This is a genomic window from Sphingobacterium deserti (assembly GCF_000757725.1).
Lineage (GTDB): Bacteria > Bacteroidota > Bacteroidia > Sphingobacteriales > Sphingobacteriaceae > Sphingobacterium > Sphingobacterium deserti.
Genome location: NZ_JJMU01000021.1, coordinates 143,601 through 159,326, shown reverse-complemented (window position 1 = coordinate 159,326; position 15,726 = coordinate 143,601). Strand labels below are relative to the sequence as shown.

The window sequence follows — 15,726 nt, the reverse complement described above, 5'->3', positions numbered from 1 at the left end:
CGTAACGTTTTAAGTATTTAAATATATCGGTTTAAACCGCCGAGGATTGTTTTAAGTTGAAGGATCAAATACTAGTCCTATCTACTGAAAGACGCTTCATACACTTTTTCATTGTCTTTCCAGTCAGTAACAACAAGTTTGAACGTATGTTTACCCTTGGCCAAAGATGGATCGAATCGATGCCACAGATGTCTGTTTTTTGAATCGTACTCCATCAGCACCCATTCTCCATCGATATAGCCATGGAAAGACTGTATGCCCGAGAAGTTATCCCGAATGGTAAAGTCTATTTTTGCCTGTGCCGCGACATTTTTGCCGTCATTGAAATTTCGTGGGACAATAGTTGGCGCGATGCTATCTACCGCCACATAAAAGCTACCAAAGTTCCGTGTGTTGACAGTTACCCAGCCGTTTTCGAATTTGCCCCCTTCCGCACCATTTTCAGCAGATGCGATCAGTGCTTTGCTTTGCAGGTGTGTAGGCAGGTTTGTAGGTTTAATGCGCAAATTGTAGCTGGAGAATAGTGGGATTAAACTGTGGTGTAGGCGATGTGTTAGTGAGTATCCGCCAGCTGGCTGGGCAGCGGTTTTGTATTCAAAATCGAGATCGTCGTACAGTACCCCTGTTGGCATCTGGATCTGCATATCAGCAGTTTCGTACTTATTTTCCTTATTATAACGAAATAAAGCTACTCCAAAATTCTTTTTCGGACGATTGTTCGCAATCCGCTCGTTCTTGAGCTGGAAATTCAGTTCGTTGCAATTTCCTTGCACATCCTTCACCACATATTTTGCATCATAAACCTTGTCCTCTTTTAATTCAATAATGCCGTTGTTTGTCAGCCCTTTGAAGATGTCAATCGGGTTGCCGGGGTCTTTAAAGCTTTTTTGTACTTTCGCTTTTGTTTTCTTCCAATGTGGATAATCGATGTACGAATGTATGCCGCGGGAGGTGTTGAAGTCTAACTCTTCAAATAGCACTGTTGATACGGCTTTACCATCCAGGAAAAGCTCTATAGAGTAGACGCCATTTTGAAATCCCCCGGCTCGATGGCGGTCGATGGCACTGATGCCTAATCCAAATTTTCCACTTACAGCGATAGGTGCTGATGTGGAGAGTGCATACCTGCCTGTTGATACCGCGCGTACGCTTAGTGGACGTCGTCCGGTACGTTCGTTAAAAATTCCGTCGTTCAAATCATATAGCATAACGCTATTGATGGTCGGGTTGAAGCGGTCGGTAAACCGCAGTCCGAATAGCTGCGGATTAAGTGGGTGTTGCGATTTCGTATCTCGGATCTCGAAATGCAAGTGTGGTCCTGCGGATCCGCCGGTATTGCCGGCGTTGCCTATCACTTGTCCTTTCTTGAGCGGCACTAATTTAGGATCCACGGTGATGTCAACATCAAAGCGTTTTTGTTTGTATTGCTCCGCTCGCACGATATTTGTTAATGCATCGTTAAAGCTATCCATATGCAGGTATACCGTGGTATATCCATTGGGATGATCTATATAGACCGAGTTACCACCCCCGCCGATCTGCACGCGCACACGCGATACGAAGCCCTCTGCAGCAGCATGCAAGGGAAGGCCTATGCGTTGCTGTGTGCGGTAATCATCGCCGGCATGGAAATGCGTGGAACGCAGTTCGCCGAATGTCCCAGAAGCATCCATGGCAATGTTCAATGGATTTCGGAAATAACCTTGTGGGTACGTTCGGCTGCTAATGATATTATCCGTCTGCGCGTTGGAGCTGCTGAAAGACAGCGCAGCGCAAATCAACAAAAAGCTATATTTCTTTATTATTTTAACAGGTAAGCCTGGGCATTCCATCATATACATTCTACGTTAAACGATTTTTATTTTATGGAGCAACTGAACATTGGACGTTCGCCTATAAACCCGTCAAACTTATCGCCGATAGCAATAGGTCCTACGCCAACTGGCGTGCCCGTATAAATCAGGTCACCTTTTCGCAAGGTGATGTATTTCGAGACAAACACGATGAGCGTTTCGAAGTCGAAAATCATATCCGCCGTATTGCCCGCTTGCACGACTTCTGCATTTTTCTGCATAGAGAAGGCTATGTTTTTAAAATCAGAAAATTCCTCTTTAGGAATTAAAGGGCTGATCACGGCCGAGTGATCAAAGGCTTTTGCCAGTTCCCAAGGCAGCCCTTTGTCTTTATGCTGCGCCTGAATATCGCGGGCTGTAAAGTCAATGCCTAAGCCGATCGCATCATAGTATTTATGCGCAAATTTGGGCGAGACATGTTTTCCTTCATTACAGATCCGGATGACGAGCTCTACTTCGTAATGTACATCTTTCGAAAATTCTGGGTAGTAAAAATCTTTGTTATCCTTTAGAAGCGCCGTGTCCGGCTTCATAAAAATGACCGGTGTGGTCGGCACCGGGTTGTTAAGTTCTTTTGCGTGGTCTACGTAGTTTCTTCCTACAGCAATTATTTTCATTGTAATCGTTTTCTTTAAAGGTGATAAAGCTCTGGCAAATTATTCCATGCAGCGTATGATCCGAAACACCAAAAGGCGCTTATCGTTATGAATTGTTTTTTTAAATGCCCTAAGAAGTACGTCTATTTGTTTATACATTTAGCAATATGAATAGCTTACTTCACTGACGGCATACGGTCATATAAACCGCTAGCGGCATAAAATGTTGATTTTTCGATAATAAAAAGCGTGATTAAAAATGATCGACGCCCTATGCATAGTGCATATTTGCTATCTAACAAACTTAACAAAATGTATAAGCTTTTACAAACCGACAAATCTTTTAAGTATACATTGCTTCGGATATTGCTCGCGATTAGTAGCGGTTTTATAGGGTGTTAGCAAGGTTAAGTTCTATTAACACCCTCGCGTTAGTATCTTCACACTATTCTAACCCGCCTTTATCAAATTATTTGGTTGTATCCTAGATTTTTCATGGTAGAACTGCTCTTCAGGGTTAGCCCATGTTCTTAAATACTGTTACTTTTACAAGATGAAACACGTGCAAGCAGTACTTTTCGATTTAGATGGGACATTAATAGATTCAGAACATTTTTACTACAGCAACTGGAAGCCAATCTTACAGCAAAATTTTGATCTTGAGATCGATTTTGAGGATTGGCTTACATTTTTTGCGGGGCACACGCTTGTTCGGAATGTGCACTTCTTGAAGGAGCAGTGGGGTATCGAAACGACGGATGAATTTATGTGGCAGGAAACCCGAGCAGCTTATGCCCGAGCAGATATGCGAACGATAGCGCTTATGCCGTATGCGAAGGAAATTTTGGAAGATTTACAGCAGTCTGGAAAACGTATAGCCTTAGTGACTTCCAGCTACCAAACGACCGTCGATACGGTTTTAGGACATCATGGCTTGTTGGGCTTTTTTGAGTTTTTCATTACCCGCGAGCGGGTGGAGCATCCGAAGCCAAACCCGGAACCCTATACGTTGGCTATTGAATCTATGAAGCTACCAGCCAACGAAATTGTCGCCATTGAAGACACCTCGACAGGGTTAAAAGCGGCTCATGGTGCCGGATTAAGCTGTATTGCCGTCTCACGCCAAGAGGTGGAGCGGGCGCGATTGTCAGCAGCGGAGTTTATGCTAGATGATTTAGCTGCGGTGCGCGAGATTTTGTTGTAACGGTTTTGACGTAACTAAGCTCTTGTCGCCCAATAGCGATTTGCTATCCGTGATGATACCGAACCTATTATTATATCTTTCGAAATGGATCTATGTTCTTTTTCTAACAAACTTATCGCCATCAAAAGCGATTGCGCTTTCGAGGCTTGTACGTTAGGTGCTTATTTGTGATCGCTCCGGAATATTTGCAGATGTTATTACAATGTGCTAACTTTGGTTATAACATAAAGGTATGGAAACGAAGATCAAAAAGATAGGAAATTCCTTGGGAGTGATCCTGTCAAAATCAATTCTTGCCGCGACAGAAATGAAAGAGACGGATCGCGTTGTTATCACAAGTCAGCAAGGTAAAATAGTCATTGAGAAGGCGAGATTACCGCGCGAGGATTGGGGTGAAATGATTATGCAAGCAAAGGAGGAAGAGGAGCGATTCTTTCCGGAAGAGTTGGAAAATAAGTTTGATCGGGAGGATTGGGCGTGGGAGTGATGCGGTTTGATGTTTACTGGGTAGATTTAAATCCAACGTTAGGTAGAGAAATTAATAAGATTCGTCCCTGTGTAATCGTAAGTCCCGATGTTCTTAACAAGACACTTGATACAGCTATTATAGCACCGCTCACTACCACCATCCGCAATTATCCTTCGCGTATCAAGTGTACGGTAGCGGATAAGTTGTCTCAAGTCTGTTTAGATCAAATTAGAGCGGTTGACCAAAAGCGGCTGCTGAAGAAGATGGCAGTTTTAGATTCGTCTACTCAGTTAAAAATTTGTCGAGTATTGATTGAAATGTTTGAGCTGTAATCAGCAAGATGTATAGCTTTTTGACAATTATCTAAAAAGCTTTCTCTTAAATGTTTACGAAACAGAGAAGTCATTAAGCCAGTATGTGCGCTTTAACGAACGACTAATTATTATTAATTTTAGACATTTAAACTACAGCAAAGGTATGGATAGAAGATCAGCCATCAGGCAGATGTTTGTTTTGGCAGGGGGGATGATGATTGCCACGTCGTGTTCTAGTGACGGGAGTGCAGCATCTATCGAACTAAACACCATTAAGATGTCGGCATCTGACGAGGCTTTGCTGGCGGATATTGTGGACGGCATCATTCCTAAAACAGATACTCCAGGTGCCAAAGAGCTTAAGCTCCACTTATTCGTGATGAAAATGGTAGATGACTGCCATAGTCCGGAAGAGCAGGAACTGTTCCTGTCGGGTCTGAAGAGTGCCAAAGGCTTAAAGGGCAAGTCTGTGGAAGATGTGCAGGCATATTTAAAGCAGCTGAGTGAAGAAGATGCCTTTGGGAAAATTCTCAAGCAACGAACCATTCAGGGTTATCTAAACTCGGAATATGTGATGAAGAACAAGATTATTTACGAATTGGTTCCTGGTCGATACAATGGAGCGGTAAAGGTGAACGGTTAAGAATGGCGAATTTAAATATAGACTCGGAAAAAGATAGAACCTACGATGCGATCGTTATCGGCTCGGGGATAAGCGGTGGATGGTCTGCCAAGGAGTTGACGGAGCGTGGCTTAAAGACTTTGGTGCTAGAGCGCGGTCGTGATGTGCAACACGTGAAGGATTACCCCACGACGAATATGTATCCTTGGGAATTTGAACACCGGGGCGAGATGCCTTATAAGGTTCAACAGGAAAATCCCATCGTGAGTCGTTGCTATGCTTTCCATGAAGATGCGGCTCATTTTTTTTTGAAGGACAAGGAGCACCCTTATGTACAGGAAAAACCCTTTGACTGGATTCGTGGCTACCAAGTGGGCGGAAAGTCTTTGCTATGGGCGCGCCAAACGCAGCGGTGGTCAGATTTCGATTTTGAGGGACCTGCGCGGGATGGTTTCGCGGTCGATTGGCCTATTCGCTACGCAGATCTTAAACCTTGGTATGATTACGTGGAGCGCTTCGCTGGTATATCCGGCGATCGGGATGGCCTACCGGAACTCCCAGACGGTGAGTTTCTTCCCGGCTACCCTTTAAATGTAGTAGAAAAGTATTTTAAGCAGCAAGTAGAATCGAAATATCCGCAACGGAAAGTTATTTCAGCACGCTGTGCCCATATCTCGAAGCCACAGCCTATTCATATACAACAAGGTAGAACGCAGTGCCAAAATCGGACGCTTTGCCAGCGAGGTTGTCCATTTGGTGGTTATTTTAGTTCCAATGCGTCCACCCTGCCTTGGGCAGCGAAAACTGGTAATATGACGCTACGCCCTGATTCGGTTGTGCATTCTATTCTTTATGATGATAAGAAAGGAAGAGCGATAGGGGTGAAAGTGATTGACCGGAATACCAAGGAGGAAATGGACTTTTATGCAAAGCTCATTTTTGTGAACGCTGCCGCAATCAATACCAATTTAATTTTATTGAACTCACGTTCTGATCGGTTTCCAGATGGTCTTGGAAATGATAGTGGGACCTTAGGGAAATACGTCGCATTTCATAATTACAGCGCCCGCATTTATGGCGAGTATGAAGGGCTCCTAGATTTTAAAACGGAAGGTCGCAATCCGGCAGGAGGGGGCTATATACCCCGGTTCCGCAATTTGCATAAGCAGGAAACAGACTATCTTCGGGGCTATGCCGCGGGCTTTGGTGCTTATCGGTCGGCTAAGTCTGATCGATCTGGTTTAGGTGAAGACTTGAAAAGCTCTCTCTTAAATCCGGAATTGGGCAATTGGACCGTCGGGTCGCATATGATGGGGGAAACGATCCCAAAAGCATCCAACTACGTTGCGTTGGATGAGCAGCAAAAAGATCAATGGGGTATTCCATTGTTAAAGATTTCTATCGATTATGATGAGAATGATGCCAAGATGAAAAAAGACTATCTCGATACGCTGGAAGAGATGTTTGTTGAAGCGGGTTTCAGTAACGTCCGTCGTGACGACCGTTGGCAGCCACCAGGGTTGGACATCCACGAGATGGGCGGTGCGCGTATGGGTAAAGATCCGAAAACTTCCGTGCTTAACGGATGGAATCAATTACATGCTGTCCCCAATGTTTTCGTGACCGACGGCGCAAGTATGACTTCTACATCAACACAAAATCCATCGCTTACCTATATGGCTTTTTCTGCACGGTCGGTAGACTATGCGGTGGAGCAAATGAAAAAAGGAAATATTTAAACTACCATTTTCAGGTCGATAAAAGATGCTTGAGCGGTTACGTTCAAGCATCTTTTTATTTTAGCACTTTCCATAAATTACATCATAATATTTGAAATATTTGTCTTTAAAATGTGCTTTGCGTGGTACGTACCCCCCGAATTTACATTGCTAATAACGTTTTAGCAGAAACACTAAAAGGTTTAAAGTTTAAAAAAAACATTATTTAAACTTTTTGTTATTCAAATTTAATGTGTTAATTAGTGTTAACGTTATACTGATTTAAACCCGTTTGTCTGGACATTTCCCTTTTCCCTGGAAGATGTTCCGGATTAACGCCAATTGGTAAATCGGCAGGCTAGACTACATTTTACAAACATTAAATTTATGTGGAACATTGACAAATTAAAGGCATCTAAGGGGGCACTCTGCGCGTTCTCTTTAGCCGTGTTGGCGACCAGTTATGGTCACACCTATGCCAACGGGATTTTGCACAACACGCTCCCCTCTACTACGCTTTCCAAGCAGCAGACGGTCAACGGACGCGTAACCGATGCCGCAACAGGCGAACCGATCGCCGGGGCAACAATCACGGTTCGCGGTACAACCACGGCGACACAAACTGCGGAAGACGGTACTTACAGCATTCAGGCATCGGAAGGTCAAATCTTGGTGAGTAGCTTTTTAGGCTATAAATCGCTGGAATTGCCTGTGGGAACGGCGAATGTGGATTTCCCGTTAACAGCGGATGGCGAATCGTTGGATGAAGTTGTTGTAGTAGGTTACGGTACGATGCGTAAATCGGATGTAACCGGTTCCATTTCGATGGTAAAAGGGCAGGACATGATAAAGAACCAAAGCTTCAGTGCGTTAGATAACTTGCGCGGACAGGCTGCCGGGGTAAACGTCTATTCCAACTCCAGCCAGCCAGGTGCCTACGCCAACCGCGTGGTGATCCGTGGTACCGCTACGATCAACTCTGCTTCTAACCCGCTTTACGTAGTAGATGGAGTGGTGATGGAAAATTTCCACTTGCTCAACCCGAACGATATCGAGCGTATGGAGGTATTGAAAGATGCATCATCTGCCGCTATTTATGGTGCGCGCGGTGCAAATGGGGTAATCTTAGTGACAACGAAGCGTGGTTCTAAGGATGGTGGCCGCAATATAAGTTACCAAGGATCCACAAGTGTAAGCTCGCCCCAACGCTACATGGATCTTTTAGATGCCAACGAATGGGTGGATGCCTTTATGATTGGTTTGGAAAATGAAAATAGATGGCAAGCTGACTTTTTAAAAGGTCGAGATCCGCTATGGCAGCCCTGGTCTTTGGACAGAAGAGATTGGTTTAACGACCCTAATTACTTTGATCAAAACGGAAATCCTTTGTTTAATACAGATTGGCAGCGTGAAGCCACACGTACAGCTGTCTCGCAAAACCATCAGTTGAATATTCAACAAGGGGATGAGAACTCTTCGATGGGCGCTTTCATCAACTATACCGATCAACAGGGTATTGTGAATAATACCTTTAATAAGCGTTTAAACGGTAAGCTGGCCTATGATACCAAAGTGAAAGAATGGCTTTCTGCTAGTGTTAACTTGACTGCTAACCATACCTGGGGAAGGTTTACTCCGGAAGATGGAGGTGGACAGGAAGCGCGTCGTACCATGATTGAGATGCTGCCTTGGCTGCCGGTTTACGAACCAGGGAGCGGCGCTTATTCTTTTGCCGGTTCATCTACTATTAACGGGGTGTTGGGTTTTGAAGGGATGTCCAATCCAGCCGCTATTTTAGACCTTCAAGAAAGACAACGCGCAAACACCCAGATTTTTGGTAATGCTGCTTTGACTTTTCACTTGGCTGATGGGCTTGATCTAAAAACACAGTATGGTGTGGATAAGCAACGAAGACAGTACCGAGGATATTCTTCCATATTGCTGCATAATATTTCTCGTCCAAATGGCTGGGCCGAGATTGAAAACGAAGATACCTTCTATTGGCAACAGGAAACATACTTAACATACAATAAAGATTTCGGTAATCATCGTATTAACGCAATGGCAGGTTTGTCTTGGCAGGAGCGCACACGCGATTTCAGTTTCAACCGTACCGAAGGCTTTACTAGCGACTTTTTTAAGTGGAACAATATGGCAGCGGGTTCTATACCGCAAGCTCCCGAATCTGCATATGATCGTTGGGCAATGAACTCATACTTTATGCGGGCATCCTATACCTTAAACGATAAATATACCGCTACGGTGACGGGTCGTTATGATGGATCATCCAGATTTGGCGCTAATAATAAATTTGCGTTCTTCCCGTCTGCTGGTCTGGCTTGGATTGCATCCAAGGAATCGTTCTTGGAAGATGTCTCTTGGTTGAGCAATTTGAAACTGCGCAGCAGCTTCGGTATCACGGGTAACTCCGAGATCAGTCCATACCAAGCCATCGCACGAGCATTAAATGGCACACAGTTATTAAACAATACACGTGTACCGTACTCTTATTTGCAATTTCTACCTAATCCGGACCTTCGATGGGAAAAAACAGCGACAATTGATGCTGGCTTTGAATTAGGGTTGTTTCAAAACCGTTTAAACTTCGATATCTCTTATTATAACCGTAGAACGACGGATCTATTGCTGGAAGACCCATTGCCTCATTCATCTGGTTTTGAATTCGTCATGCGTAATATAGGTGCTGTTAACAATAAAGGGCTGGACATCATGATTAGTGGTAGCCCTGTGCGGAATGATAATTTCCAATGGACGTCTACGCTGAACTTGAACTATAATAAAAATGAGGTGATCCGCTTAGGAGACGACAATGCCGATATTCTATTGAATAACTTCGTTGGCGCACCCAATAGCATCATTCGGGTCGGCGAAAACTTGAATAGCTTTTACGGATACCGCCGGAATGGTATTTTCACGGTGGAAGATTTTGATAATGGATTAATCACAAGAGATCAAATTGGTAGACCAAACCGTTCGGCTAATCAGGAGATTTTGGGCAAAGGTATTCCAGATTGGTCTGGAAGTTTCATCAATACATTTGCCTATAAAGGGTTTGATATGACGGTGGATATGCAAGTAGTATACGGTGTAGAGACGCTACAACAGTTTTTCCACTCTACTTATGACCGCTTTGGTATCACGAATGGTTTGCGTGACATCCTAACGGATGCATACAATGGTTCCAACCCGAATACTATGCAACAAGCTATTTATTTGACTAACAATGGGCATGCCGGCCAGGATACACGTGTGGATTCATCCTGGATTGTTGATGGATCATTCTTGCGTTTTAATTTAATACAGTTGGGCTATACCTTTGATTCGAGTTGGGCGCAGCGTTTAGGTCTTTCATCTTTACGGGTTTATGCTAGTGCAAACAATCCTTGGGTAATCACCTCAAAGGATTTTAAAGGCTACGATCCGGAGAGTACATCAACAGGAGACGATAACAAATTTGGCCAAAACGTGACCTTTTTCTCTTACCCAAGGGCGAAAACGTTTACGTTTGGATTGAACCTTAGCTTGTAATTTCACTCAAAACATAGATAACAATGAAACTTAGATATATAATACTTGGACTTTGTGGTACGGCGATGCTGTCTATGAATTCCTGTAAAGATTTCTTGGATGAAAACCCGAGAACGGAAGTGGGAGGGGATAGCTATTACCAGACAGCAGACCAGGCCCAAGAGAATGTGAACAGCCTTTATCGAATTGGTGCACCCTCTTCCTATGGTGATGCTAATGGAGCTTATCAGGCGTCTTTTGCTTCTATCCCCGTTATGCTGACAGGATATTTTACGAACAGTTATGAAGGGCAGGAACAAATAAACCAATTCTCGCGCCTGTTGACTAGGCAACAAAATACCCGTGTGATCTCGGGTAGAATCAATGATATTTGGAGAGATACGTATTTGGCAATTAATATTTCGAATGGTGCGATCAAAAACATTCCAAATATTGAAATGTCTGAAGAGACAAAAAGCAGATTTGTTGCTGAAGCACGTTTCTTTCGTGCGTTTAACTATTTCTTTTTGGTGAAGATGTTTGGCCCGGTACCGCTATCTACGGAACCATATGATGCGCTAGATAGAGACTTTCTTTTGCCGCGTAGCTCGGTGGATTCTGTGTATGCAGTAATCGAGTCAGACTTGATAGCTGCGGTGGATGTATTGCCAGCGGGCACATTCAACAGCAGCGGACGGCGAATAAATAGGAATGTGGCTGCAATGACCTTAGCGAATGTGTATTTGCAACGCAACAACTATGTCGAGGCAGAAAAATATATTGATATTGTTCTACAATCTGGTCATACTTTGGAACCTAATGGAGACCTGGAAGCCAATAGCGCGTATAATAAACTTCGTACATCCGATGATCTAGCTGAAACCATTTATTCGCTTGAATTCGATCCTATCATTAATGAGGCAGGCGCATGGCCGACGTTTGGTTTTACGTCTTCAGCCAGTGATGTATTTGAAAAGTATACGCTCTTCGAACGTACCTATGGCCCGACTAATCGATTCTTAAATGTATATGCAGATGATGATTTGCGAATTAAACCGAGACAGTTTTACCACTGGAGTTACACAAATCCAGTTAATGGGAAAACTTGGGAAGGAGGGAGCACTGCTGGCGTGTGGTTTTTTGTAGATGAGGAAGCGCTATTGAATACGGGTCGATCTGCAAAAGATAGAAATATTTACCGCTATGCGGAGGCTTTGTTGATCGCTGCCGAGGTAAAAGCGCGCACAACAGGAGTTGCTACTGCGGCCATTCATCTAGCAGAGGTGAGAGCGCGAGCCAGTACTACAGGAAAAACTGCAGCAGCTTATGCTAGCGAATTGCAAGGCTTATCCGTACAGCAATTTGTGGAAGAGGTATGGAAAGAACGCCTACGCGAACTGCCAATGGAATTCAAAATGTGGGACGACTGTCTGCGTACTGGGATGTTTCCGAATATTTCCACCGAAGTGAAAGGACAGGTTACTTTCCAGCCATTAGTTGGTGCGGCAAATGGCTCTGGAGCGATTTTCAAACAGACTGATTTGGTATACCCAATCTCTATGGATGAGCTTCAACGTAACCCTAACCTTACGCAGAATGAAGGTTACCAAACGAACTAGTACGTCTGAAAACTAGTTTTTAAAAGCGAGGCGAAGCATTCTAACGCTTTTAAAAATTCAGATTTTTTTCCATCAACCGGCTATGTAGCCAAACAAAAGAGGCTATCTCATAAAATTGGAGACAGCCTCTTTATTAATACCTATAATGGATTTATCTTTTAAATTTCAATAGCTACTTCCATTTTGAAATCATCATCTCTTAAATGTACAATTTCCATGGCCTTTTCGTAGTTTGTAGATTTCTTGGAGAAAAAGTCGTGCTGTGTGGTTTCTGTATTCAGGCCATTCAATACGATTGGATTGACTTGTTTCACTTCAAAAATAGGATCGAAGCCTAAATTCATCAACGCTTTGTTGCCATTATAACGTACATATTCTTTTACTTCCGCAGTTAAACCAACAACGGTATACAGCTCTTCCGTATATTTTAGTTCGTTCTCATACAAGTCATTCAACAAGTTTAAGAAACGAGCTTTTACCTCTTCTTTGTTTGGAAGGCGACTGTACACCTCCTGCGCGATTAAGCCTACAAATACGCCGTGGATAGACTCATCGGCAACAATCTTTTTAATGATGTCTGCAGAAGCAACCATTTGTCCCTGCCCGCATAGCCATAATGGCAAAAAGAAGCCGGAGTAGAACAAGAAGGACTCTAACAACACTGATCCCGCTAGAGCCATGAATAGTTCTTCGTCGGTTACATTTTCTTTATCGATAGCACGGTAGTACTTATCAATGGTAGATGCTTTGTATTGTAAGAATTTGTTTTCTTGTACCCAACCAAATACATCGTTGATTTCGTTTGTGGTGGATACCGTCGTAAAAATGGTAGAGTATGATTTAGCATGGATGGCTTCCATCATACACATATAAGATAGTACGGCTTTATTTTGCAGGGAGCTGATATGATCGATGATCTTAGGCATACCCGTATGGCTTTGTAAAGTATCCAAAAGCGTTAGCCCTCCCAATGCCTTTTTGTAGCATTCTTTCATATCCCAACTTAATCCTTTCCAGCTGTCAATATCTTTGGAGGGGATATACTCGGTATCGATCCAAAATTGTTTGATATTCTGTTCCCAAAACATCAACACGTAATCGTTATCTGGTGTATTCCAGTTTACGGCAGTAAATTGTTTGCTCATGCTTATTTATTTTTTGGAGTCGCATACTTCCTACATGTTGAGGGAAGAAACGGAAGGAGAAACGTAGATAAATGCTGTTATCGGTTTCTCCTTCGCGCATACGTTATCTTCGTAACGTTTATGCTTGACTTGTTTGTTTATTATTTTTAAATCGCTCTGTTTACGCGGAGCATGAAATACATTCTTCCACAGTAGATTTCCGCGTGCGGGTGTAGTACAATGATTTTAAGCCAATTTTATGGGCGTAAATATAGTACTTCGCCAAATCACGGGTTGAGTCTTTGGAGTTGGTATGCAAGATAGTAGATACCCCTTGATCGATGTGGCGTTGTATCACAGAGATCAATTTAAGCACTTTATATTGGTCCATATCATATGCCGATTTGAAGTAGAAATAATTATCGTTCGTCAAATAAGGCATTGGATAGTAGGTTGTGCTATCACCATATTCACGTACTTCAATAATATCCACTACCGGCATAACAGAGGCGGTAGCGTTCATAATATACGAAGTTGATTGGTTTGGAGCGATGGCCATACGGTAAGCATGATAAATGCCGTGCTCTTTCACCTGTGCTTTTAGATTTGCCCAATCTTGGCTTGTCGGCACGTGAATACCTTCAAATAATTCTTTTACCTTATCAGTCGTTGGTTGATATTCACGATCTGTATAGCGGTCAAAGTACGAGCCATCAGCGTAGGCCGATTTTTCAAAGCCTGTAAAGGTTGCGCCGCGCTCTTTGGCAATTTCCATCGATGCTTCTAGCGAGTAGTAGTTCATCATCATAAAGAACGTGTTGGCAAAATCTAAAGCTTCGGTAGATTCATACATGATGAAGCTTTTCGCTAGGAAGCCATGCAAATTCATCGCACCCAGACCTACAGAATGCAATTCGCGGTTTGCTTTCGCGATGGAAGGCACCATGTCAATATTGGTTACGTCGGTCACCACGGTTAGCGCACGCATCGCGGTTTTAACCGTTTCTTTGATACGCTTATTATCCATAACCGTAGCGATGTTCAGCGAGCCGAGGTTACAGGAGATTCCATAGCGGATCGTATCTTCTTGCCCGTAGATATTTATATCGGACACTTCAGATACCTGCATGATCTCTGTACATAAATTCGAAAATTTAACGCTACCCAAGCCATTTAACGCATGTGCCTTGTTTGTATTTTCTTTGAAGAAGATATATGGGTAGCCGGACTCTTTCTGCGTTTGCGCGATACGCACCAATAGATGACGTGCGTTTACTTTTTTCTTTTTGACATTCGGGTTGGTAATCAACTCGTCGTACATCTTGTCCATATCCAGCTCGTCCAGATACTGACCATACTCTTGCATAACCGTGTGTGGATAGATAAGGTAGCAGGCTTCGTCTTTTTCAGCAAGTTCCATAAACTTATCTGGAACGATGATACCGATAGAAAGTGATTTGATCCGCACTTTCTCATCCACATTGATTTTCTTACAGTCTAAAAACTCTTCAATATCCGAGTGGAAGATGTTCAGATAAACGGCGCCAGCTCCCGGGCGTTGGCCCAACTGGTTAGCGTAAGAAAACGTATCTTCCATGATTTTCATGATAGGCAACACACCACCGGCGCGACCTTCAACACCTTTGATGGCTTCACCACGGGCACGGATTTTAGAGATGTTAAATGAAACACCACCACCAATAGAGGAAAGTTTCATCGCTGAATCTACAGCATAGCCGATCCCGTTTAGGTTGTCCCCAATTTCATCCAAGAAACAGGAGACAAGCTCACCGGAGCGCTTTTTACCAGCATTCAAGAACGTCGGGGTAGCAGGTTGATATTCTTGATTGATCATGATCTCAGCATACTCGATAGCTTTTTGTACGCCTTCTTTTCGTGCAAGGAATAATGCCACGGCAACAACACGGTCTTCATAGCGCTCGAGGAATTTTTCGCCAGAATCGTCACGTAGGGCATAGCTTTGAAAAAATTTAAAAGCGGCCATAAACGACTGAAAGCGGAATTTTTTCGCGTGCACGAAAGTAAACACCTTTTCTATTTCTTCGAACGTGAACGATTCATAGAAATTGATATAATAGTTGTTTTCGATTAAATAATCGATCTTTTCTTTTAATGTATAAAAGAATACGGTGTTTTTGTTTACGTATTCCAAGAAATAGGCGCGTACAGCTTCCTTATCTTTGTGTAAGCTGTACTCGTCATCATGCTTAATCATGATTTCATTGTTAAGCAATATCCAATTTTTTGCTACCTCGTTTGCTATCATTGTATTGGTGTTTAATAATGTCAATAAATTGATTGATATCCTCCATTGTTCCGGAAAGCTCAAACTTCATGGCTAGCGGGATATCATAACCTTCTGATATCTTATTAGCGGCTAGTCCGAAATTTTTACCCCAATTTCGGTTTCCGCTTGATGTTACCGAATTAATTTTGCTTGCATAGGCGTCCATAAACTGTTGTGTTTTATCTGGCACACAGCCCATTTTCGTGGTAAACGTGATCAAATGACCGGCATCCTCAACCGTCAAGCCGTCTTCAATTTTATGGGCTTCCCAACCCGTAATTTGAATGACCTTGTTGATAAAGCGTTGGACATTTCCAGTTTTTGAATCGTAATATAGATGAACCATAGCGCGCTAGATTTTCATTTCCGAA

General features: G+C 43.1%; 12 protein-coding genes. 7 read left to right on the top strand and 5 right to left on the bottom strand.

What is annotated here, in order from left to right; genetic code table 11:
• Positions 1–77: 77 nt before the first annotated feature.
• Together DI53_RS06190 and DI53_RS06185 are read right to left on the bottom strand one after the other, a co-directional pair.
• Positions 78–1,835, bottom strand: coding sequence for a M23 family metallopeptidase (locus DI53_RS06190; protein ID WP_241462381.1), 1,758 nt, complete (start codon positions 1,833–1,835; stop codon positions 78–80).
• 23 nt (positions 1,836–1,858) lie between these two features.
• Positions 1,859–2,470 (bottom strand): fumarylacetoacetate hydrolase family protein, encoded by a 612-nt coding sequence (locus tag DI53_RS06185; protein ID WP_037496708.1) that lies wholly within the window; start codon positions 2,468–2,470, stop codon positions 1,859–1,861.
• Between the two features lie 532 nt (positions 2,471–3,002).
• Here DI53_RS06185 and DI53_RS06180 point away from each other — a divergent pair.
• The 7 genes from DI53_RS06180 to DI53_RS06150 all read left to right on the top strand — a co-directional run bounded on the left by DI53_RS06180 (position 3,003) and on the right by DI53_RS06150 (position 11,923).
• Complete coding sequence (locus DI53_RS06180; RefSeq protein WP_037496704.1) at positions 3,003–3,653, top strand: HAD family hydrolase; 651 nt, start codon at positions 3,003–3,005, stop codon at positions 3,651–3,653.
• 232 nt (positions 3,654–3,885) lie between these two features.
• Positions 3,886–4,140: an AbrB/MazE/SpoVT family DNA-binding domain-containing protein gene (locus tag DI53_RS06175; RefSeq protein ID WP_037496701.1), complete on the top strand. Its 255-nt coding sequence runs from the start codon at positions 3,886–3,888 to the stop codon at positions 4,138–4,140.
• On the top strand, positions 4,140–4,454 hold the full coding sequence (locus tag DI53_RS06170; protein WP_193790636.1) for a type II toxin-antitoxin system PemK/MazF family toxin: 315 nt from the start codon (positions 4,140–4,142) through the stop codon (positions 4,452–4,454). Before DI53_RS06175 ends, DI53_RS06170 begins: the two co-directional genes overlap by 1 nt.
• A 145-nt stretch (positions 4,455–4,599) precedes the next feature.
• Positions 4,600–5,079 carry a gluconate 2-dehydrogenase subunit 3 family protein gene (locus DI53_RS06165; RefSeq protein WP_037496695.1) on the top strand — a complete coding sequence of 160 codons (480 nt, stop codon included), beginning with the start codon at positions 4,600–4,602 and terminating at the stop codon, positions 5,077–5,079.
• Between the two features lie 2 nt (positions 5,080–5,081).
• A complete protein-coding gene (locus DI53_RS06160; RefSeq protein ID WP_037496692.1) occupies positions 5,082–6,797 on the top strand; it encodes a GMC oxidoreductase in 1,716 nt (571 codons plus the stop codon).
• Positions 6,798–7,163: 366 nt separating this feature from the next.
• Positions 7,164–10,325, top strand: coding sequence for a SusC/RagA family TonB-linked outer membrane protein (locus tag DI53_RS06155; RefSeq protein WP_037496689.1), 3,162 nt, complete (start codon positions 7,164–7,166; stop codon positions 10,323–10,325).
• Between the two features lie 23 nt (positions 10,326–10,348).
• Complete coding sequence (locus DI53_RS06150) at positions 10,349–11,923, top strand: RagB/SusD family nutrient uptake outer membrane protein (RefSeq protein ID WP_037496686.1); 1,575 nt, start codon at positions 10,349–10,351, stop codon at positions 11,921–11,923.
• Positions 11,924–12,081: 158 nt separating this feature from the next.
• Here the strand turns inward: DI53_RS06150 and nrdF are convergent, their stop codons facing one another.
• The 3 genes from nrdF to nrdI all read right to left on the bottom strand — a co-directional run bounded on the left by nrdF (position 12,082) and on the right by nrdI (position 15,701).
• On the bottom strand, positions 12,082–13,068 hold the full coding sequence (gene nrdF / locus DI53_RS06145) for a class 1b ribonucleoside-diphosphate reductase subunit beta (protein WP_037496683.1): 987 nt from the start codon (positions 13,066–13,068) through the stop codon (positions 12,082–12,084).
• A gap of 160 nt (positions 13,069–13,228) precedes the next feature.
• On the bottom strand, positions 13,229–15,334 hold the full coding sequence (gene nrdE / locus DI53_RS06140) for a class 1b ribonucleoside-diphosphate reductase subunit alpha (RefSeq protein ID WP_037496680.1): 2,106 nt from the start codon (positions 15,332–15,334) through the stop codon (positions 13,229–13,231).
• Positions 15,294–15,701, bottom strand: coding sequence for a class Ib ribonucleoside-diphosphate reductase assembly flavoprotein NrdI (gene nrdI, locus DI53_RS06135; protein WP_037496677.1), 408 nt, complete (start codon positions 15,699–15,701; stop codon positions 15,294–15,296). Before nrdI ends, nrdE begins: the two co-directional genes overlap by 41 nt.
• Between the last annotated feature and the right edge of the window lie 25 nt (positions 15,702–15,726).